The organism is Streptomyces monashensis, assembly GCF_001866665.1.
Taxonomy (GTDB): Bacteria; Actinomycetota; Actinomycetes; order Streptomycetales; family Streptomycetaceae; genus Streptomyces; species Streptomyces monashensis.
This window is the reverse complement of sequence record NZ_MLYO01000024.1, coordinates 265566-284860: the sequence shown is the minus strand read 5'-3', so window position 1 is coordinate 284860 and position 19295 is coordinate 265566. Positions and strand designations below refer to the sequence as shown.

Here is a 19295-nt window from a genome sequence, read left to right as displayed (position 1 = left end):
GTGGAGCGTGCTGCACCAGACACAGGCATACCCGGATCCGGATACGGCAGACGACGCCTGACCCTGCTGTGCTCGGCCGTCGCGACCCTGGCCCTGTCGGTCGCGGGCCTCACGGCGACCGCGGCCCCGGCGGCCGCGGCGGACGTCAACAACGCGACGAACGCGGGCTTCGAGTCGGGCCTGAGCGGCTGGACGTGCACGGCGGGCAGCGGTACGACCGTCTCCTCCCCGGTCCACAGCGGCTCGTCGGCCCTGAAGGCGACCCCGGCCGGCCAGGACGACGCCCAGTGCACCCAGGCCGTCGCGGTCGCGCCCAACTCGACGTACACGCTGAGCGCGTGGGTGCAGGGCGGCTACTCCTACCTGGGCGTGACGGGCACGGGCACGACGGACGTCTCGACCTGGACCCCCGACACGAGCACCTGGAAACAGCTGTCAACGACCTTCACCACGGGCGCGTCAACGACCTCGGTCACGGTCTACACGCACGGGTGGTACGGCCAGGCGGCCTACTACGCCGACGACGTCTCGGTCTACGGCCCCGACGGCGGCGGGGGCGGCGGCACCCCGCCCCCCACGGTCCCGGCGACCCCGACCGGCCTCACGGTCTCGTCCACCACGTCCTCCTCGGCCACCCTCTCCTGGACCCCGGTGTCGGGCGCGACGGGCTACAACGTCTACCAGGACGGCACGAAGGCGACGACGGTGACGGGCACGTCGGCAACGCTGACGGGGCTGACCGCCGCCACGTCGTACGGCTTCCAGGTGACGGCGACGAACGCGGCGGGCGAGTCGGCGAAGTCGGCGTCGGTGACGGCGACGACGGCCTCCGGATCGAGCGGCGGAGGGGGCGGGGGCGTGCTGCCGAAGCACGCGGTGACCGGCTACTGGCAGAACTTCAACAACGGCGCGACCGTCCAGAAGCTGTCCGACGTCCCCTCCTCCTATGACATCGTCGCGGTGGCCTTCGCCGACGCGACGACGACACCGGGCGCGGTGACCTTCAACCTCGACTCGGCCGGCCTCGGCGGCTACACGGTCGACCAGTTCAAGGCGGACATCAAGGCGAAGCAGGCGGCGGGCAAGAAGGTCGTCATCTCGATCGGCGGCCAGAACGGCACGGTGTCGATCAGCGACTCGACGTCGGCGACGAACTTCGCGAACTCCGTCTATGCGCTGATGCAGACGTACGGCTTCGACGGCGTCGACATCGACCTGGAGAACGGCCTCGACGCGACGTACATGACACAGGCGCTGCGCGCCCTGTCCGCCAAGGCCGGCTCGTCCCTCGTCCTCACGATGGCCCCGCAGACGATCGACATGCAGTCGACGTCGAACGCGTACTTCCAGACGGCCCTCAACGTGAAGGACATCCTGACGGTCGTCAACATGCAGTACTACAACAGCGGTTCCATGCTGGGCTGCGACGGCAAGGTCTACAGCCAGGGCTCGGTGGACTTCCTCACCGCCCTCGCCTGCATCCAGCTCCAGGGCGGCCTCTCCCCGTCCCAGGTGGGCCTCGGCCTGCCCGCCTCGACGAGCGCGGCGGGCAGCGGCTACGTGTCACCGACCGTGGTGAACAACGCCCTCGACTGCCTGACGGCCGGCACGAACTGCGGCTCCTTCAAACCGTCCAAGACGTACCCCGACCTCCGGGGCGCCATGACCTGGTCCACGAACTGGGACGCGGCATCGGGCAACGCCTGGTCGAACTCGGTGGGGGCGCATGTACATGCGCTGCCGTGAGGTGAGATAGACGCGGCGGTCACGCCCGGACCCAGAGGGTCCGGGCGTTGCCGCCTGCCGTGATCAACTGGCTAGGCCGCCGCGAGTTCGCACCACACGTACTTCCCCCGGTCCCCGAACCGTGCCGACGGCTGCCACCCCCACACCTGCGCGCAGGCCGACACCAGCCCCAGACCCCGCCCGTCCTCCGACTCCCCCACCTCCTCCAGCGGCAACGGAGGGTCGGGCGGCGCCGGGTCCGTGTCCCACGCCCCGATCCACACGACGCCCTCCGGGGTGCGGCGGACCCTGAGCGCGGCGGGGCCCTTGGTGTGCCGTACCGCGTTCGACACCAGCTCTGCCGCCAGCAGTTCGGCGGTGTCCACCAGTCCGATCAGGCCGTGCAGGGTGAGGATCAGGCGCAGGGTGCGGCGGCACACCGTGACGGCTCTGGGGTCGTTGGGGATGTGGAGGGTGTAGTCCCAGGTTTCGGGCATGCGTCATCAACTCCGGTGGAGGTGGATTTCGCGCGCAGGGTGGCAACGCCGCGTAAACGCGGTGCACTTCCGCTGCGTGTGCGGTACGTCACTGACGGTAGGGCATAAATTTCATTCGCTGCAAGCAGGTCGCGTAACGTGACCCCGAACGAGTCACCTCACCAGGGCCGTTGAGGAAAGAAGGGCGCTGTGCCAGCACGACGGCACCCCACAGCACGCCAGGTACGCCTGGGCACCGAACTACGCAGGCTGCGCGAGGCCGCCGGACTCAAGGCAACCGAGGCAGCCGGCCTGCTGGGGACGAACTCCGTCCAGATGAGCCAGATCGAGTCCGGTATCGCGGGCGTGAGTGAGCAGCGGGTCCGGCGGCTCGCCGCCAACTACACCTGCTCCGACGCCGAGTTGATCGAAGCGCTCGCCGACATGGCGACCGACAGAACCCGTGGGTGGTGGGAGGAGTACCGGGGCACGCTGCCCGCCGCCTACCAGGATCTCGCCGAGCTGGACCATCACGCGAGGTTCCGCAACGACGTGGCGGTGATCCACGTGCCCGGACTTCTCCAGACCGAGAACTACGCCCGAGCCCTCTTCGCCTACATGAACCCCGAGTTCCCGGACAGCGAGGTGGATCTCCGGGTTGCACATCGAATGAAGCGGAGGGTCGTCATCGAGGGCGCCGACCCCATCCCGTACGAGACCGTGATCCATGAAGCGGCGCTGCGGATCAGGGTGGCCGGGCGGGCAGCCTCCCGGTCCCAGCTCGGCCGCATCCTGGAGGTGTCCGAGGCCGACCACGTCACGGTGCGGGTCGTCCCCCTCGCGCTGGACGACTTCGCCGGAGCTGGAAGCACCATGGTGCACCTGGGCGGATCGGTCCCACGGCTGGACACCGTCGTACGCGACGCTCCCCACGGCACGGCCTTCGTGGACTCGGAGGCCCAACTGGAGCACTTCCGAAGGCTCTTCCGTAAGGTGAAGGAACAGGCACTGTCCCCTCAGCAGTCGCGCGATCTCATCCACCGGCTCACGAAGGAGTTGTGAGGACCCGCATGAGCGCCCCCACCTCGTGGAAGAAGTCGTCCTACTCCGGCGGCGGTGAGGGGAACGACTGCGTCGAAGTGGCCGACCAGGACACCCACATAGCCCTCCGCGACTCCAAAGCCCCCGCCCGAGCCACCCTCACTTTCCCCGCCACCGCCTTCGCCCCCTTCATCGACGCCCTGAAGCGGTCCAGCCGGTGGCGCTGGTGACAGCCAGGGTGAGGAAGGTTTGGGCGGGACTCCAGGACGCCCGCCCGAGCCACCCGCGCCTTCCCTCGCCGGGGTACCCGTCAGTCGCCCTGCTCGGCTTCCTCGCCGTCCTCGAAGTACGCGTCCAGCACCGCGTCGATCTGCTCGTCCCACTCCTTGAAGCGGGACTTCGACGTCGCCTCGATCTCGATCGGGTACCAGCGGCGCTCGGGGGTGTGGACCGTGATCGTGTAGCGCTTGCCGAAGCGGGGGGACTCCGTCTCGACCGCCGCGATCTCGTCCCAGCGGAACTCGCAGGACTCCTCGTCGAGGCGGAGGCGGATGCCCTTGCGGTCGGCCACTATCCGCGCCCGGCGGTCGGACGCCTCGAAGACCGGGCCGTCGCCGTCCGTGGCGTCGGGGGACGCGTCAGTCCCGTCGGCCTCCCCGGGCTCCGCCGGCTTCCCGGACTTCTCCGACTTATCGGAATCGACCGACTCCTCCGGTTCGTCCGACTTCTCGGGCTCCCCCGGTTCGGCGGCCGTCGCCTCCTTCGTCGTCGACGTGTCCGCCTTGGCCGGAGCCGTGAGCCCCGGGATGAAGGCCGGGTCGAAACCGGCGCCCGTGACGGGCTCGGTCTTCAACGGCTCGGCCTTCGACGGCTTGCTGCTCGCTCCTGTGCGCTGCTCCACGGCGGCAGTATGGACGACTTCCCTGTGCCGGAACCAGTCGGACCGCTCATCCCAGGGGCAACATCAGTCACCTTCGGAGCCTTCAGGGCCTTTCCGAGGCTTCAGACGAACAGGCTCACCGCCGCCGCCACCGCGAAACCGGCCACCGAGAGCACGGACTCCAGGACGGTCCAGGTGCGCAGCGTGTCGCGTTCGCTGATGCCGAAGTACTTGGCGACCATCCAGAAGCCGCCGTCGTTCACGTGCGAGGCGAAGATCGAGCCCGCCGAGATCGCCATGATGACCAGGGCGACGAAGGCCTGGGAGTGGTCGCCCTCGGTGAGCAGCGGGGCCACGATGCCCGCCGTCGTCACGATCGCCACCGTCGCCGAGCCCTGCGCCACCCGCAGGACGAGCGAGATCAGGTAGGCGAGGACGATCACCGGGAGGCCCACGCCGTGGAAGGTGTCCGACAGGGCCTGGGCCACTCCGCTCGCCTTCAGCACCGCGCCGAAGACCCCGCCCGCGCCCACGACCAGCAGGATGTTGCCGACCGGCTTCAACGACGAAGTGGACACCGCCTCAAGGGACTTGCGGGTCCAGCCGCGCCGGATGCCGAGCAGGTAGTACGCCATGAGCAGGGCGAGCGTCAGGGCCACCATGGGGGTGCCGAAGAACTGGAGGACCGAGCGGGTGGGGGACGGGTCCAGGACGATGGAGGAGAAGGTGGCCGCGAGGATCAGGATCAGGGGGGTGCCGATGATCGCCAGGACCACGCCCAGGGGCACCGGCTTCTCCCGTGGTTCCACGCCGTGCGCGCGCTGTTCCGCCGTCACCGCCCGCTTCGCCTCCGCCGCCGCTTCCACCATGTCCTGCGGTACGGCGACGAAGATCCGCCGGCCGATCCAGGCGGAGAAGGCCCACGCGGCCAGCACGGCGGGGATGCCGCAGACGACGCCCATGAGGATGACCCAGCCGAGCTGGACGTGCAGGAGGCCGGCGGCCGCCACCGGGCCGGGGTGCGGGGGCAGGAAGGCATGGGTCATGGAGAGGCCGGCGAGCAGGGGCAGGCAGTAGAGGAGGATCGACTTGCCGCCTCGTTTCGCCGCCGCGTAGACCAGCGGGGCCAGGACGAAGATGCCCACGTCGAAGAAGACCGGGATACCGAAGACCAGGCCCGTCAGGCCCATGGCCAGCGGGGCGCGCTTCTCGCCGAACAACGTCAGCAGGCGCGCGGCCAGCACCTCCGCTCCCCCGCTCACCTCCAGGATCGCGCCGAGCATCGTGCCCAGCCCGATGATGATCGCGACGTGGCCGAGGATGCCGCCCATGCCGGACTCGACGGTGGAGACGGCGCTGGAGCTCTGGACGGTGCCGAAGAGTTCGGTGACCGAGAGGCCGGCCAGCAGGCCCACGGCTATGGAGACGGCGAGGAGGGCCACGAAGGGCTGGAGCCTGACCTTGATGATCAGGAAGAGGAGGAGGGCTATGCCGATCCCGGCGACCGTGAGGAGTCCGGGGGTGCCGTCCAGGAGGAGGAGCAGGCCTCCGGTGTGGGGCGGCGGGGGTGGTGTGATGGGGGCGGACGCGGCCAAGGAGCAGGACATTCGGGGGTCCTCTTCGTCAATGCATCGTGCTTCTGGGTAGGGGGGAGCGCGGCACGGCGGCCCGGGGGTGTGGGGCGCCGTGCCGTGCGGGGCGTGCGGGTGGCGGGAGACCGTCAGGGACTCAGCCGAGTACGGCGAGCGCGTCGATCTCGATGAGGAGGCCGGCCGGGAGACCGACGTAGACCGTGGTCCGGGCGGCGGGCGGCTGGGTGAGGCCCTGCTCCTCGAAGTAGGTGTTGTAGATCTCGTTCATCTCGGCGAAGTGGTCCACGTCCGTCAGATAGACGCGGATCATCATCACGTCGTCCCAGCCCGCGCCGCCCTCTTCGAGGATCGCCTTGACGTTGGCGAGGGTCTGGAGGGTCTGCTCGGCGAGGGTGGGACCGGCCGGCGTCGGGGGCCTGCCGTCCTCGGCGGGCAGGAAGCCGACCTGGCCGGCGACCTGGAGGATGTTGCCCTTCTTCACACCGTGCGAGAACTTCGCGGGCGGGGTGGTGTGGGTCTTGGGGGTGAGCGCGGTCTTCTCGGTCATCAGGTGGTTTCCTTGATCGGGGTTCTGCCGGAGTACTCGCCGCTGATGGCGTCCGCCGTACGGCGCACCAGCGGGAGCAGGGTGAGGAGTTCCTCGGCGGTGACGACCACGTTCGGCGCGGAGACCGACATCGCGGCGACCACCCGGCCGTCGGCGCCGCGGACGGGGGCGGCGACGCAGTTGATGGACTCCTCGTGGCCGCCGAGGTCGGTGGCCCAGCCCTGTTCGCGCACCGTGGCGAGTTCCCTGCGGAAGGCCTCGGCGTTCGGGGTCGAACGGGCCGTGTACATCGGGTAGTCGAGCTGGTCCGTGACGGCGCGGCGCTCGGGTTCGGGCAGGTCGGCGAGGAGGAGCTTGGCGACGGCCGCGACCGTGATGGCGACGGGCTTGCCGATCCTGGAGTACATGCGGACCGGGTAGCGGCTCTCCACCTTGTCGATGTAAAGGACCTCGTTCTCCTCGTAGACGGCGAGGTGCACGGTGTGGCCGCAGGCCTCGTTGAGGCGGACGAGGTGGGGGTGGGCGATCTCGCGGATGTCGAGGTTCTCCATCGCCTCCTGGGCGAGGGCGAACAGGCGGGCGCCGAGGCGGTAGCGCTGGTCGGACTGGCGGTAGACCAGGCCGTGTTCGTGCAGCGTGCGCAGAAGGCGCAGCGCCGTGGACTTGTGGACGCCCAGGCGGTCGGCGACCTGCCCGAGGTCCGCGGGGCCCTCGGCGAGCAGCGGCAGGATGCTCAGGGCGCGGTCGACGGTCTGACTCATGGGGTGTTCGCCTCCTGTTCGGCCGCGTCGGCCTGCGTCCAGCCGGGGCCGAGTCGAAGTCTCCCCCATGCGGCGCCGTCGAGGTCGCTCAGGCGGTCGGCGTGGTCCCGGGCGGGCGGCGGGGCGAGGTCGCCGGCGGTGGTGAGGGCCGCGGCGGCGAAGAGGTGGCCGTACCGCAGCCGGGCCGGCAGGGGCAGGCCGCGCAGGGTGGCGGAGAGGAAGCCGGCGGCGAAGGCGTCGCCGGCGCCGGTGGTGGCGACGACGTCCACGCGCAGGGCCGGTTCGAGGACGGGCGGCCGACGGCTCGCGAACGCCGTCGCGCCCCTCGCACCCCGCTTCACCACCAGCACGTCCGGCTCGGGCAGCGCCTCGCGGACGGCCTCGGGGCCGCCCTCGATCCCCCAGGCCTGCGCCGCCTCGTCCTCCCCCACGAACACCACGTCCGCGCGCCGGGCAAGGTCCAGCAGCACCAGCGGCCCATCGGCCGTACGCCACAGCCCCGGCCGGTGGTTCACGTCGAAGGAGAGCAGCGGCCGACCGGCGCGGGGTGCCGTGAGCGCGTCCATCAGCTCCCGGCACTCGGGCGACAGCGCCGCCGTGATCCCCGACAGGTGCAGCACCCGGCCCGCCCGTACCGCCGCCAGGTCCACGTTGCCCACGCTCATCGCCGACGCCGCCGAACCGGTCCGGTAGTACGCCACCTCGTGCGCGCCCGTGCCGCGGTCGCCGGCCGTGCGGAAGTAGATGCCCGTCGGGCGGGCAGGGTCCCGGTGTACGGCGCGGACGTCGACCCCGTACCCGGCGATCCGCTCCACCAGGTGCTGTCCGAACCCGTCCGCCCCCACCCGGCTCACCCACCGCGCGGAGTGCCCGGCGGCCGCCAGCACGCAGGCCACGTTGGACTCGGCGCCGCCGATCGCGCGGTCGAAGGAGGGCACGTCCGCGAGGCGGCCCGGGGCCCCGGGCAGGAAGGTGACCATGGACTCGCCGAGCGCTACGACGTCCACAGGCTCGTGCGGAACGGTTCCGGCGTAAGCAGCGTCGTCGATGATGGCTCCTGTCGATGTCCGGGCGGCGGCTCCGTTGACCCGGTGTCGGCGAGATGCTAGACACCAGTGAGCAAGACATGCAATGAGCGTTGCACATATTGCAACAGTCAGGAGAGGTCCATGCGCACCGAAGCGCTCGCCCGGCTGGCCGAGGAACGTGTCGACCACCGCTTCAAGGGCCTGCCGCCCGATGCCGACGGCCTGACCGTCGGCGCCCTGGCCGCCCAGCGCCGCAACCTCTTCCGCCCGGCCGACGGCTTCGCCACCCCCGTCCTCGCGCTGTCCGCCGAGCGTCTGGAGCACAACCTGGCGCTGATGGAGGCGTACGCCGCCCGGCACGGGCTGGCCTTCGCCCCGCACGGCAAGACCTCCATGGCCCCGCAGCTCTTCCACCGCCAGCTCGAACACGGCGCCTGGGGCATCACGCTGGCGGTACCCCACCAGGTGCGCGTCGCCCGGGAGTTCGGGGTCCCGCGGATCTTCCTCGCCAATGAACTGGTCGACGCCGCCGCCCTCCGGTGGATCGCGGGCGAGCTGGCCGCCGACCCCGGGTTCCGGTTCGTCGCCTACGTCGACTCCGTGCGCGGGGTCGAGCTGATGGACGCCGCGCTGCGGGGCTGCGCCAGGCCCGTCGACGTCGTCGTCGAGCTGGGTGCCGGTGACGGAGCCCGCACCGGTGTGCGCACGGAGGCGGACGCGCGGGCCGTCGCCGAGGCCGTGGGCCGCGCGTCCGGCACACTGCGGCTCGTCGGGGTCGCCGGGTACGAGGGCGAGGTGCCTCGGCCCGATCCGGAGCGGGTGCGGGCGTATCTGCGCCGCCTGGTGGCGCTCGCCGCCGGGCTGGACCGCGCCGGGCTGTTCAAGGGCGCGGAGGAGATCGTCGTCAGCGCGGGCGGCAGCGGCTGGTTCGACACGGTGGCCGAGGTGTTCGCGGAGATCCCCGAGCTGTCCGCGCCCGTGCTGAAGCTGCTGCGCTCGGGGGCGTACGTCTCGCACGACGACGGGCACTACCGCCGGATCACCCCCTTCGCCCGCGTCCCGGAGGAGGGCGCGCTGGAGCCGGCCTTCCGGCTGTGGGCGCAGGTCGTGTCGCGGCCGACCCCGGAGCAGGCCTTCGCCAACGCGGGCAAGCGCGACGCGGCCTACGACCTGGACCTGCCCGCCGCCCAGGTGGTACGCCGCGGCGAGGTCGAGCGCCCGGCCGACGGGATCACCGTGACCGGGCTGTCCGACCAGCACGCCTGGCTGCGCACCGAACCGGGCGCCGACCTCGAGGTCGGCGACTGGGTCGGGCTCGGGCTGTCGCACCCCTGCACGTCGTTCGACAAGTGGCAGCTGATCCCGGTGGCGGAGGCGGACGGGACGGTCGTCGACTACATCCGTACGTTTTTCTAGGGTCGTTTGGATCAGGCCGGCCGTGAGGAACGGCGCCTGTCGGCCGACCCGAGCGGGGTCTGGTGCGTGCGGCTGCAAGGCGGAGGAGTGAGTCGACGCGATGGGGGCCCCTCCCGCGCTGGGGGCCCCTCCCGCTCGAGCGAAGCCGAGAGTGGGGGAGAAGCCGAGCGTGGGGGAGAAGCCGAGAGTGGGGGAGTCGGCGATCGACGACAACGCCGCAGATGGGCGTGCCAGACCCCGCGACGCCGGCATGATCCGAACGACACCCCCTAGACCCGCAGGAGGGACCGCCGTGGAGCAGCTCGTCATCCGGGACGCCGACGTCGTGGACGGCAGCGGCGAACCGTCGTACCGCGCCGACGTGGTGATCGACGGCGGTCGGATCGTCTCGATCGCCAAGGAGGCCGCCCAGGCCGGCTGCCAGCGCCCGCGCGCCATGCGGGAGCTGGACGCGGAGGGACTGGTCCTCTCCCCCGGCTTCATCGACATGCACGCCCACTCCGACCTGGCCCTGCTGCGCGACCCCGACCACAGCGCCAAGGCCGCGCAGGGGGTCACGCTGGAGGTGCTCGGCCAGGACGGGCTGTCGTACGCGCCGGTGGACGACCGCACGCTCCAGGAGGTGCGGCAGGCGATCACCGGGTGGAACGGGTACGGCGACGACCTCGACGTCGACTGGCGGTCGGTCGGGGAGTACCTGGACCGGCTGGACCGGGGCATCGCCGTGAACGCCGCGTACCTCGTCCCCCAGGGCACGGTCCGGGCACTCGCCGTCGGCTGGGAGGACCGCGCGGCGACGCCGGAAGAGCTGGTCCGGATGCGGCGGTTGGTGGCCGAGGGGATGGAGCAGGGCGCGGTCGGGATGTCCTCCGGGCTGACGTACACGCCCGGCATGTACGCCCCGGACGCCGAACTGACCGAGCTGTGCCGGGTGGTGGCGTCGTACGGCGGCTACTACTGCCCGCACCACCGCTCCTACGGCGCGGGCGCCCTGGCGGCCTACGCCGAGATGGTGGAGCTGACCCGGGCGGCGGGCTGCCCGCTGCACCTGGCCCACGCGACGATGAACTTCGGCGTGAACAAGGGCCGGGCGCCCGAGCTGCTCGCCCTGCTCGACGCGGCCCTCGGCGCCGGCGCGGACATCACGCTGGACAGCTATCCCTACACGCCCGGCTCCACCACGCTGGCCGCGCTGCTGCCGAGCTGGGCGGGCGCGGGCGGGCCGGAGGAGGTCCTGGCCCGGCTCGGCGACCCGGCGACGGCCGGGCGCATCCGGCACGACCTGGAGGTGACCGGCGCGGACGGCTGTCACGGGGTGCCGGTGGAGTGGGAGACGATCGAGATCTCCGGCGTCGCCGACCCCGCGCTGGGCGCGTTCGTGGGCCGTACGGTCCGGGAGGCGGCACGGCTGCGCGGCGAGTCCCCGTGGGACACCGCCCGGCACCTGCTGCTGGCGGACCGGCTCGGCACGACGATCCTGCAGCACGTCGGGCACGAGGAGAACGTCCGCGCGATCATGCGGCACCGCGCGCACACCGGCGGTTCGGACGGCATCCTGCGGGGCTCCAAGCCGCACCCGCGCGCGTACGGCACGTTCCCGCGCTATCTCGGGCACTACGTACGTGAGTCGGGGGTGCTGGGACTGGAGGAGTGCGTCGCGCATCTGACGTCCCGGCCCGCAGCCCGGCTGCGGCTGGCGGACCGCGGGCTGGTGCGCGAGGGGTACCGGGCCGACCTGGTGCTGTTCGACCCGGCGACGGTGGCGGCGGGCGCCACCTTCGCCGAGCCGCGCAGGCTGCCCGTGGGGATCCCGTACGTCCTCGTCGACGGCCGGTTCGTCATCGAGGACGGCAGGCGGACGGACGTGCTCGCGGGCCGCTCCGTCCGCCGTACCGCCACGTGACCTGGATTCCCTACGGCTTGGGCAGGGTGCAGCCGGAGGCGTCCAGGTTCAGCTTGTTGCCGGTGGTGAAGCAGGCCGGGATGTTGTACGTCTCCTCGGCGTAGTTGATGCCCTGGCGGACGGTGACGTTGCCGCTCTCGTCGACCTCGCAGGGGTTGTTCTCGGTGCAGCGCTCGCCGTCCTCGTTGCCGGTGTTGTTGACGGCCACGACGTTGCCGGTGGCGGTGTCGATCACCGGGGAGCCGGAGGTGCCGCCGATGGTGTTGCAGGCGGAGGTGTAGCGCAGGGAGTCCTTCCAGGTCCAGTCGCCCTCCTTCAGCCGGTACACGAAGCCGTCCACGTTGCAGCTGTAGATCGTCTTCCAGTACCCGGAGACCACCTTGATGGCGGCGCCGGCCGTCGGGTGGGTGTCCTGCACGGTCAGCGGGCTGATGCCGTAGCTCTTCTTGATCACCGCGTACGTGGTGGTCGTGCGGTAGATCGTGACGTCCGTGTCCGTCATGGTCGAGTACACGACCTGGTCGGCGCGCAGGGTGGCGATCTTGTTGCCGGCGGAGTTCAGCAGGCCGAAGGTGCGGCTGGAGGACTGGCCGGTGATGACCTCACCGGGGCCGGGGAAGCCGGTCTCCAGGCAGTGGCCGTTGGTGAGGACGAGGGCCGGGTCGGTGTCCGCGGAGTTGGGGAAGCGGATGACCGAGCCGGAGCAGTTGCTGAGCGAGACGGTGCCGGCGAAGTCGACCGTGACCGCCTTGGCCGCGGCCGCCCTGGCGGTGTGCGGCTGCGCCGGGTGCGCAGCGGCCACCGCCGGGGTGGCGCCCAGGGCGGCGAGGGCCACGGAGGAGAGCACGGCAAGGAGAGGCTTGTTCATGTGGGGGTCCCCTCTGACGACATGGGCGACCGGAGATCTTCCGGCCGCCCTCATGTTTGTCATGCGCATTCTCAAGGCGAGAGGGGGGTGTGAACAAGAAGGCGGAGAGCGCCATAGGGGTTTCCCTGTGCCTGCTCAGTCGTCCGCGCGGGCGGCCGGCACCTCCCGCAGCACGGCGTCGACCAGGCGGGCCAACTCCGCGGGGGACGTGGTGATCCGCGCGCCGAGCCGGTCGCAGCGCTCCAGTCGGTTCGGCGTGATCCGGCCGGTGTAGAAGACCACCGGCCCCGCGTAGCGCCCGCTGTCGCGCCAGCGCCGCAGCGCGGCGAACCCGGCGTCGCCGTCCCAGCCCCGCCCCACGTCCGAGAGCAGCAGGTCGATCCGGTTGCCGACGAGGACCCGCTCGGCGTCCCGGGCGTCGGTGGCGCGCCACACCCGCGCTCCGCGCGACTCCAGACGCCACACCTCCAGGTCGTTGTTCCCCGGGTGGTCGTCCACCCAGAGCACCTGCGCGCCCGCGTACGGCGTCGGGGGCTCCGGGCTCCCCCCGTCCGCGGGGGGCCGGTCCGCGCCGGGGTACACCGCCGTGACCGGCGCCGCGCCGTCCCGGAGCCGGCGCAGCAGCTCCGCGGCGCCCTCCAGGTCCATCAGCTCCTGAAGCAGCGTCACGAAGTTCCGGTCCCGCTCCAGCACCGGGAAATCGGTGGGCAGATGCTCCTCCAGCCGGGCCAGCGCCGCCTCCCACTCCTCGGGCCGGTCCCGGGGCGGCGGGGTCAGGCCGTGCCCCGCGACGCAGGAGACCGCGACCCGCCAGTCCTCCGGGTCGGGCGCCGCAGAGGGGCTGCCCAGCACCCGGCGCGCTCTGCGGTAGTCCAGGAACTCCCGGGCCGCGTCGGGGTGGTTCAGGTCGCCCGCGAGCAGGGTGCGGTAGAAGTCGGCGTACAGGTGCTGGAGCAGTAACGTCCTGACCACCGCTTCCGGGTCGGCCTCGTACCACACCGGGTTGAGCCCGTACTCCAGCCCGAAGCCGTTGATGAGCCGCTTGATCCGGCGCGGGTTGCGGGCGCAGCGGTCGGCGATCAGCCGGACCAGGTCCTCGTCCAGCAGTTCCCGCAGGCCCGAGCGGACCGCGCACCGGCGGACGTACACGGCGATGTCGTCCGCGCTCGGCACCGGCAGCCGGTAGCTGGTCTGGAAGATCTTCTCCATGAACGCCGATCCGGCCGGCGACAGGTCCCGCAGCAGGCCCGACGCGCCGAGCGCCGAGCGGTCGCAGCCGACGACGAAGGCGAGGCCCGGCACGTCGAGATAGACCTTGACCGCCTCGCACACCGCGAGCACCGTCTCCTGCGCGCAGCGGTCGAGGTCGTCGATGAAGACGACGAGCAGCCGCCGTGGCTCGTGCTGCGCCGACTCGGCCCATTCCGTGGCCAGTTGGCGCAGGGCGTCCCGCATCGCGTTGCGGGACGTGGCGTCGACGGACAGCTGCTGCCACAGCCGGTCGACGAGCCCGGCCACGCCGAGCGGCACCGCCGCGGCCGTTGCCGCCGCGCGGACCGCCGCGACGAGCGTGCGCCGCTCGGACAGCCGGTTCAGCGCCCGCCGCAGCACCCGCCGGTCGAAGCGCAGCAGCACGGACTTGATGAGCCCTTCCAGCGCGTCCGCCCCGGTCGAGGTCCACGCGTTGTACCAGACGGTCGCCACGTCCTCGCGCTGTCGCAGCTCGGCCTCGATCAGCCGCATCAGGCTGCTCTTGCCCATCCCCCACCCGGCGTCGACGGCCAGGGTGAAGGGGGTGGCGGCGCGGGAGTCGTGGAGCAGCCGGGCCAGTTCCCGCGCGGCCCGGCCCGTGCCCAGCAGATCGGCGTCCGCCCCGGTCACCGGCTCGTCGTTCAACAGCGAGAACGCCATGCCCGCCCTCCCCCTCGGGGCCTGAAGGTGTCGGCACTCTCCCTTCCCCCGGACGGGCCGGTGACACCACCCGCGCATCTCACGTGGCGGAAGACACGGCCCGGGAGGCGATACCGGGTCGTAAGCTCACACGTATGCAGGTGATCCAGTCGACCAAGCTCGCCAACGTCTGTTACGAGATCCGGGGCCCGGTGCTCGAGGAGGCGATGCGGCTTGAGTCAGCGGGTCATCGCATCCTCAAGCTGAACACCGGCAACCCGGCCGCCTTCGGCTTCGAGTGCCCGCCGGAGATCCTGGAGGACATCCTCCGCAACGTCTCGACGGCCCACGGGTACGGAGACGCCAAGGGCCTGCTGGCCGCCCGGCGCGCGGTCGTCATGCACAACCAGACGCTCGGCATCGAGACCGACGTCGAGCACGTCTTCATCGGCAACGGCGTCTCCGAGCTGATCGTGATGGCCATGCAGGGCCTGCTCGACGACGGCGACGAGGTGCTCGTACCGGCGCCGGACTACCCGCTGTGGACCGCCGCGGTCTCCCTCGCCGGCGGCACGGCCGTGCACTACCGCTGCGACGAGCAGGCGGACTGGACGCCGGACCTCGCCGACATCGAGCGCAAGGTCACCGACCGCACCAAGGCGATCGTGATCATCAACCCGAACAACCCCACGGGCGCGGTCTACGACGAGGCGGTGCTCAAGGGGCTGACGGACATCGCCCGCCGGCACAATCTGCTGGTCTGCTCCGACGAGATCTACGACAAGATCCTCTACGACGGCGCCACGCACACCCCGACCGCGAAGGTCGCCCCCGATCTGCTCACCCTCACCTTCAACGGCATGTCGAAGGCGTACCGGGTGGCCGGGTACCGGGTGGGCTGGATGTCGATCTCCGGGCCGCGCGCGCACGCCGACTCCTACATCGAGGGCCTGACGATCCTGGCGAACATGCGCCTGTGCGCCAACATGCCGGGGCAGCACGGGGTGGTCGCCGCGCTCAGCGGACGCCAGTCGATCAACGACCTGGTGCTGCCGGGCGGCCGGCTGAAGGAGCAGATCGACACCGCCCATGAGCTGCTGACCCAGATCCCGGGCGTGAGCTGCGTACGGCCCAAGGGCGCGCTGTATCTCTTCCCGCGCCTCGACCCGCAGGTCTTCAAGATCAAGGACGACCGGCAGATGGTCCTGGACCTGCTCCGCCAGGAGAAGATCATGGTCGTGCAGGGCACGGGCTTCAACTGGCCCGAGCCGGACCACTTCCGGGTGGTGACCCTGCCGACGGTCGGCGATCTGCGCGACGCGATCACCCGGATCGGGAACTTCCTGGACGGATACAGCCAGGCGTAGCCGAGCGGACCGTAGCCGGTGGGCCGCGTTCCGTGAACCGACTCAACTTTAGACGAATTCCAAGCTAGGATGGCTTCCTGTCACGCACAGGAGGCCATCCCCCATGTACGAACCGATCCGCAGCAAGTCGGTGCACAGCACGATGGCCGGCGCCGCCTCCTCCGACTTCCCCCACCGCTCGCGCGAGGAGGAGCTGGACATCCAGCTCGCCGGACACCTCGCCGCGCTGCTCGCGGTCACTGACGAACTGCGCGGGCTGACCCCGTCGGCCGACCTGGACTCCGCCGCCGAGCGGCTCGCCGCACAGGTGGCCCGGCTCCGCGGCGGGCGCCCCCCGCTGAGGGCCACCGCGTCCGCCACCGGCGACCCCGCCGCGCTGCACCGGCGCGCGCACACCCTCGCGGGCCGTGCCCTCGTCGTCGCCGCGTCACGGGCCGACACGGCGGTGGCGATCCTGACGGCCGGGCGCATGGACGCCCATGCCGCAGCGATCACCCCGTCCGCGGACGCGGACCGGCGGTGCGTTGCGCCGTGACGGTGGGTGTCGGACGAAGGTTCAGATGAACATGAGGAACAGGACCAGGACCAGGGCCGCCAGCAGGATGTAGAGCACCCACAGGTGCAGCGCCGTGCCGGCGCCCGGGCTGCCGCCGCGGGGGCGGTCCTCCGGCAGCACCGGGTGCTCCGGACGGTCCTTCGCATAGAAGTGATCACCGCTCGCCATGGGCTCATCCCTCCTTCCGGTGGGACGGCGACCGAGTACCCCGAAAGCCCCTCGCCACGCCGCCGGCCGGACGAGTCGCCCAAGAGTTGACGGGAGCGCCCTCCATCACGAGCACCGCAACTGACACGGGTGCCCCGCACGCCGTTGTGCGGGGCACCCGGGGTCGTCCCACGGCCGGTCGTGACGATCACTGGTCAGGGCATCCCAACCGGCCGTGGAGTTCGGGGCGGGACTAGCCGAGGCGCTCCACCAGGGCGCGGTACTGGTCCCACAGCTCCTTCGGGGTGTGGTCGCCGAAGGTGTTCAGGTGCTCGGGGATGAGCGCGGCCTCCTCGCGCCACACCTCCTTGTCGACCGTGAGCAGGAAGTCCAGGTCGGACTCGGACAGTTCGAGACCGTTCGTGTCCAGCGCGCCCTTCGCCGGGAGCACGCCGATCGGGGTCTCGACGCCCTCGGCCCTGCCGTCGAGGCGGTCCACGATCCACTTCAGGACGCGGGAGTTCTCGCCGAAGCCGGGCCAGACGAACGCGCCCTCGTCGTTCTTGCGGAACCAGTTGACGTAGTAGATCTTCGGCAGCTTGGACTGGTCCTTGTCCTTGGCCACGTCGATCCAGTGGGCCATGTAGTCGCCCATGTTGTAGCCGCAGAACGGCAGCATCGCGAACGGGTCGCGGCGCAGCTCGCCGACCTTGCCCTCGGCGGCGGCGGTCTTCTCGGAGGCCACGTTGGCGCCCAGGAAGACGCCGTGGTTCCAGTCGAAGGACTCGGTCACCAGCGGCACCGCGGAGGCGCGGCGGCCGCCGAAGAGGATCGCCGAGATCGGCACGCCCCTGGGGTCCTCCCACTCGGGCGCGATGATCGGGCACTGGGCGGCGGAGACCGTGAAGCGGGAGTTGGGGTGCGCGGCGGGCTCGGCCGAGTCCGGGGTCCAGTCGCGGCCCTTCCAGTCGGTCAGGTGGGCCGGGGTCTCCTCCGTCATGCCCTCCCACCACACGTCGCCGTCGTCGGTGAGCGCGACGTTGGTGAAGACCGCGTTGCCCCACAGGGTCTTCATCGCGTTGGCGTTGGTGTGCTCGCCGGTGCCGGGCGCGACGCCGAAGAAGCCGGCCTCGGGGTTGATCGCGTACAGGCGGCCGTCCTCGCCGAAGCGCATCCAGGCGATGTCGTCGCCGATGGTCTCCACGGTCCAGCCGGAGATCGTGGGCTCCAGCATGGCGAGGTTGGTCTTGCCGCAGGCACTCGGGAAGGCCGCGGCGACGTACTTGGACTCGCCCTGCGGCGGGGTGAGTTTGAGGATCAGCATGTGCTCGGCGAGCCAGCCCTCGTCACGTGCCATGACGGAGGCGATCCGCAGCGCGTAGCACTTCTTGCCGAGCAGGGCGTTGCCGCCGTAGCCGGAGCCGTAGGACCAGATCTCGCGGTCCTCGGGGAAGTGCGAGATGTACTTGGTGGAGTTGCACGGCCACGGAACGTCCTGCTGGCCCTCCTCCAGCGGGGCGCCGAGGCTGTGCACGGCCTTCACGAAGAAGCCGTCGTCGCCGAGTTCGTCGAGGACGGCCTGGCCCATGCGCGTCATGGTGCGCATGGAGACGGCGACGTAGGCGGAGTCGGTGATCTCCACGCCGATCGCGGACAGCCTGGAGCCGAGCGGGCCCATGCAGAACGGGACGACGTACATCGTCCGGCCGCGCATCGAGCCGCGGAAGACCCCCTTCTCACCGGCGAAGATCTCCCGCATCTCGGCGGGGGCCTTCCAGTGGTTGGTGGGACCGGCGTCCTCCTCCTTCTCGGAGCAGATGAAGGTCCGGTCCTCGACGCGCGCGACGTCGGAGGGGTCGGAGGCGGCGTGGTAGGAGTGCGGGCGCTTGATCGGGTCGAGCTTCCTGAACGTTCCCTTGGCGACCAGTTCGTCGGCGAGCCGCTCGTACTCGGCCTCGGAGCCGTCGCACCAGACCACGCTGTCCGGCTGCGTCAGTTCGGCGATCTCGTTGACCCACGAGATCAGTTCCTGGTGGTTGGTGGGGAGGGGAGCCGCGTTGTCGCGCGCCACGGTTGCTCCTAAGTGAGGGTTTTTGGTTTGTCGCCCCGTGGGGGCCGCGACCCGGATGCTTCGCTGCGCCGATCAGGCGTGCGCTCATCCGGTGCCGACCGCACTCATTTGATCATCCGACGCGAATGCCCATCTGTCCAGGGGGTGTCACAGGTGAGCGCAGTGACCCATGCCACGATTTCCATGATTCTTTGCGTCCATGTTGGATTCAGCTGAAAGTTCTTTTGCGTTTTCCCTGGTCACCACCAGCCGTTGACGGGCGACTTACGGTGTCGTAGGTACCATGCGCGCATGACTGCGTCCGTCCCCGACGCGCCCACGGACACGCCGCCCCACGGCCGCGGTCCCGCCGCGCTCTCCTTGCCGCAACAGGTCAAGCCGAAGCTGCGCGGCTGGCTGCACCTCGGCATGTTCCCGGCCGTACTCATCGCGGGGCTGGTGCTCACCGCCCTCGCCGACTCCACCAGAGGCCGCATCGCCTGCGGCATCTACGTCCTGACGGCCTGCCTGCTCTTCGGCGTCAGCGCGCTGTACCACCGGGGCAACTGGAGCCCGCGGATGGACGGCGTCCTGCGCCGCCTCGACCACGCCAACATCTTCCTGATCATCGCGGGCACCTACACCCCGCTGACCCTGCTGCTCCTGCCGGGCGGCAAGGGCGAGTGGCTGCTGTGGGGGATCTGGGCCGCCGCCGCGGCCGGCATCGCCTTCCGCGTCTTCTGGGTCGGCGCCCCCCGCTGGCTCTACACGCCCTGCTACCTCGCGATGGGCTGGGCGGCCGTCTTCTTCCTGCCGGACTTCATGCGCACGGGCGGCATCGCCGTCCTGGTCCTCGTGATCGTCGGCGGCCTGCTCTACAGCGCCGGCGGCGTGGTCTACGGCATCAAGCGGCCGAACCCGTCACCGCGCTGGTTCGGCTTCCATGAGGTCTTCCACTCCTTCACGCTGGCCGCGTTCGTCGTGCACTACGTCGGCATCTCACTGGTGGCCTACCAGCACGCGTAACCCCTGCCCGCTCCGTCCGCCA

Annotated in this window: 18 protein-coding genes; 8 read left to right on the top strand and 10 right to left on the bottom strand. The window is 71.0% G+C overall.

Annotated elements, in window-relative coordinates; translation table 11 throughout:
- The first annotated feature begins 27 nt into the window (after window positions 1–27).
- The gene (locus BIV23_RS14960; protein ID WP_071381374.1) at window positions 28–1746 is read left to right on the top strand and encodes a chitinase; all 1719 of its coding nucleotides are present in this window, start codon (window positions 28–30) and stop codon (window positions 1744–1746) included.
- Between the two features lie 71 nt (window positions 1747–1817).
- Here BIV23_RS14960 and BIV23_RS14955 read toward each other — a convergent pair whose 3' ends face one another.
- On the bottom strand, window positions 1818–2222 hold the full coding sequence (locus tag BIV23_RS14955) for an ATP-binding protein (protein WP_071381307.1): 405 nt from the start codon (window positions 2220–2222) through the stop codon (window positions 1818–1820).
- 189 nt (window positions 2223–2411) lie between these two features.
- On the opposite strand from BIV23_RS14955, the gene BIV23_RS14950 reads away from it, so the two are divergent.
- Both BIV23_RS14950 and BIV23_RS14945 read left to right on the top strand, forming a co-directional pair.
- Window positions 2412–3263: a helix-turn-helix domain-containing protein gene (locus tag BIV23_RS14950; protein WP_071381306.1), complete on the top strand. Its 852-nt coding sequence runs from the start codon at window positions 2412–2414 to the stop codon at window positions 3261–3263.
- Between the two features lie 8 nt (window positions 3264–3271).
- Entirely contained in the window at window positions 3272–3472 is a 201-nt protein-coding gene (locus BIV23_RS14945; RefSeq protein WP_071381305.1) for a DUF397 domain-containing protein, read from the top strand.
- 80 nt (window positions 3473–3552) lie between these two features.
- Here BIV23_RS14945 and BIV23_RS14940 read toward each other — a convergent pair whose 3' ends face one another.
- The 5 genes from BIV23_RS14940 to BIV23_RS14920 all read right to left on the bottom strand — a co-directional run bounded on the left by BIV23_RS14940 (window position 3553) and on the right by BIV23_RS14920 (window position 8029).
- Window positions 3553–4143: a prolipoprotein diacylglyceryl transferase gene (locus BIV23_RS14940; protein ID WP_071381304.1), complete on the bottom strand. Its 591-nt coding sequence runs from the start codon at window positions 4141–4143 to the stop codon at window positions 3553–3555.
- A 101-nt stretch (window positions 4144–4244) separates the two neighbouring features.
- Window positions 4245–5729 (bottom strand): GntP family permease, encoded by a 1485-nt coding sequence (locus tag BIV23_RS14935; protein ID WP_071381303.1) that lies wholly within the window; start codon window positions 5727–5729, stop codon window positions 4245–4247.
- A gap of 121 nt (window positions 5730–5850) precedes the next feature.
- Window positions 5851–6261: a RidA family protein gene (locus tag BIV23_RS14930; protein ID WP_071381302.1), complete on the bottom strand. Its 411-nt coding sequence runs from the start codon at window positions 6259–6261 to the stop codon at window positions 5851–5853.
- Entirely contained in the window at window positions 6261–7022 is a 762-nt protein-coding gene (locus tag BIV23_RS14925; protein WP_071381301.1) for an IclR family transcriptional regulator, read from the bottom strand. The genes BIV23_RS14930 and BIV23_RS14925 overlap by 1 nt, the downstream gene beginning before the upstream one ends.
- A complete protein-coding gene (locus BIV23_RS14920) occupies window positions 7019–8029 on the bottom strand; it encodes a sugar kinase (protein ID WP_079173160.1) in 1011 nt (336 codons plus the stop codon). The genes BIV23_RS14925 and BIV23_RS14920 overlap by 4 nt, the downstream gene beginning before the upstream one ends.
- A gap of 162 nt (window positions 8030–8191) precedes the next feature.
- Between BIV23_RS14920 and BIV23_RS14915 the strand changes: the two genes are divergently transcribed.
- Window positions 8192–9466, top strand: a complete 1275-nt coding sequence (locus tag BIV23_RS14915; RefSeq protein WP_071381300.1) for an amino acid deaminase — start codon at window positions 8192–8194, stop codon at window positions 9464–9466.
- Between the two features lie 292 nt (window positions 9467–9758).
- Entirely contained in the window at window positions 9759–11369 is a 1611-nt protein-coding gene (locus BIV23_RS14910) for an N-acyl-D-amino-acid deacylase family protein (protein WP_071381299.1), read from the top strand.
- Window positions 11370–11379: 10 nt separating this feature from the next.
- Here the strand turns inward: BIV23_RS14910 and BIV23_RS14905 are convergent, their stop codons facing one another.
- Entirely contained in the window at window positions 11380–12237 is an 858-nt protein-coding gene (locus BIV23_RS14905; RefSeq protein WP_071381298.1) for a trypsin-like serine peptidase, read from the bottom strand.
- A gap of 135 nt (window positions 12238–12372) precedes the next feature.
- The gene (locus BIV23_RS14900; protein WP_071381297.1) at window positions 12373–14148 is read right to left on the bottom strand and encodes a P-loop NTPase fold protein; all 1776 of its coding nucleotides are present in this window, start codon (window positions 14146–14148) and stop codon (window positions 12373–12375) included.
- Between the two features lie 134 nt (window positions 14149–14282).
- Between BIV23_RS14900 and BIV23_RS14895 the strand changes: the two genes are divergently transcribed.
- Both BIV23_RS14895 and BIV23_RS14890 read left to right on the top strand, forming a co-directional pair.
- Window positions 14283–15494: a pyridoxal phosphate-dependent aminotransferase gene (locus BIV23_RS14895; RefSeq protein WP_071381296.1), complete on the top strand. Its 1212-nt coding sequence runs from the start codon at window positions 14283–14285 to the stop codon at window positions 15492–15494.
- Between the two features lie 103 nt (window positions 15495–15597).
- Window positions 15598–16029 (top strand): SCO4983 family protein, encoded by a 432-nt coding sequence (locus BIV23_RS14890; RefSeq protein WP_071381295.1) that lies wholly within the window; start codon window positions 15598–15600, stop codon window positions 16027–16029.
- Window positions 16030–16050: 21 nt separating this feature from the next.
- On the opposite strand, the gene BIV23_RS50290 is transcribed toward BIV23_RS14890, so the two are convergent.
- Window positions 16051–16218: a hypothetical protein gene (locus tag BIV23_RS50290; protein ID WP_177239896.1), complete on the bottom strand. Its 168-nt coding sequence runs from the start codon at window positions 16216–16218 to the stop codon at window positions 16051–16053.
- Window positions 16219–16450: 232 nt separating this feature from the next.
- A complete protein-coding gene (locus BIV23_RS14885) occupies window positions 16451–18268 on the bottom strand; it encodes a phosphoenolpyruvate carboxykinase (GTP) (RefSeq protein WP_071381294.1) in 1818 nt (605 codons plus the stop codon).
- A gap of 291 nt (window positions 18269–18559) precedes the next feature.
- Here BIV23_RS14885 and trhA point away from each other — a divergent pair, with 291 nt between their 5' ends.
- Window positions 18560–19273 (top strand): PAQR family membrane homeostasis protein TrhA, encoded by a 714-nt coding sequence (trhA, locus tag BIV23_RS14880; protein WP_071381293.1) that lies wholly within the window; start codon window positions 18560–18562, stop codon window positions 19271–19273.
- Window positions 19274–19295 lie beyond the last annotated feature (22 nt).

Coding starts and splice junctions, on each gene's coding strand:
- BIV23_RS14955 (WP_071381307.1), bottom strand. CDS start 2,222: ATGCCCGAAACCTGGGACTACACCCTCCACATCCCCAACGACCCCAGA.
- BIV23_RS14945 (WP_071381305.1), top strand. CDS start 3,272: ATGAGCGCCCCCACCTCGTGGAAGAAGTCGTCCTACTCCGGCGGCGGT.
- BIV23_RS14935 (WP_071381303.1), bottom strand. CDS start 5,729: ATGTCCTGCTCCTTGGCCGCGTCCGCCCCCATCACACCACCCCCGCCG.
- BIV23_RS14930 (WP_071381302.1), bottom strand. CDS start 6,261: ATGACCGAGAAGACCGCGCTCACCCCCAAGACCCACACCACCCCGCCC.
- BIV23_RS14925 (WP_071381301.1), bottom strand. CDS start 7,022: ATGAGTCAGACCGTCGACCGCGCCCTGAGCATCCTGCCGCTGCTCGCC.
- BIV23_RS14915 (WP_071381300.1), top strand. CDS start 8,192: ATGCGCACCGAAGCGCTCGCCCGGCTGGCCGAGGAACGTGTCGACCAC.
- BIV23_RS14905 (WP_071381298.1), bottom strand. CDS start 12,237: ATGAACAAGCCTCTCCTTGCCGTGCTCTCCTCCGTGGCCCTCGCCGCC.
- BIV23_RS14900 (WP_071381297.1), bottom strand. CDS start 14,148: ATGGCGTTCTCGCTGTTGAACGACGAGCCGGTGACCGGGGCGGACGCC.
- BIV23_RS14895 (WP_071381296.1), top strand. CDS start 14,283: ATGCAGGTGATCCAGTCGACCAAGCTCGCCAACGTCTGTTACGAGATC.
- BIV23_RS14890 (WP_071381295.1), top strand. CDS start 15,598: ATGTACGAACCGATCCGCAGCAAGTCGGTGCACAGCACGATGGCCGGC.
- BIV23_RS50290 (WP_177239896.1), bottom strand. CDS start 16,218: ATGGCGAGCGGTGATCACTTCTATGCGAAGGACCGTCCGGAGCACCCG.
- trhA (WP_071381293.1), top strand. CDS start 18,560: ATGACTGCGTCCGTCCCCGACGCGCCCACGGACACGCCGCCCCACGGC.